The 236-nt window shown below is 38.1% G+C and carries 1 pseudogene; it reads right to left on the reverse strand.

Annotated elements, in window-relative coordinates:
* Window positions 1–236 (reverse strand): annotated as a pseudogene (locus ACJDTP_RS28050) (transketolase); the annotation flags it as partial.

A 236-nucleotide genomic window follows, 5' to 3' on the forward strand; every position in this document is an offset into this window, starting at 1 on the left:
TTTTCACCTTTTGCTATGTGTTCATTCATATTTGTGTACACTTCGTCTGGTACGTAGAATGCAGGCTCTGTCTTCCAGCCTAAGTTTTCCTTCATAGCAGTTACATTATCTGCGCCTAGAGGTTCACCATGTGCTGAAGCTTTTCCTTGTTTTGCTGGGCATCCAAAACCAATTTGATTTTTAACTATTATAATAGATGGTTTTGTTGTTTCTGCTTTAGCTGCTTCTATTGCTTT

Source organism: Candidatus Clostridium helianthi (genome assembly GCF_045310795.1).
Lineage (GTDB): Bacteria > Bacillota > Clostridia > Clostridiales > Clostridiaceae > Clostridium > Clostridium helianthi.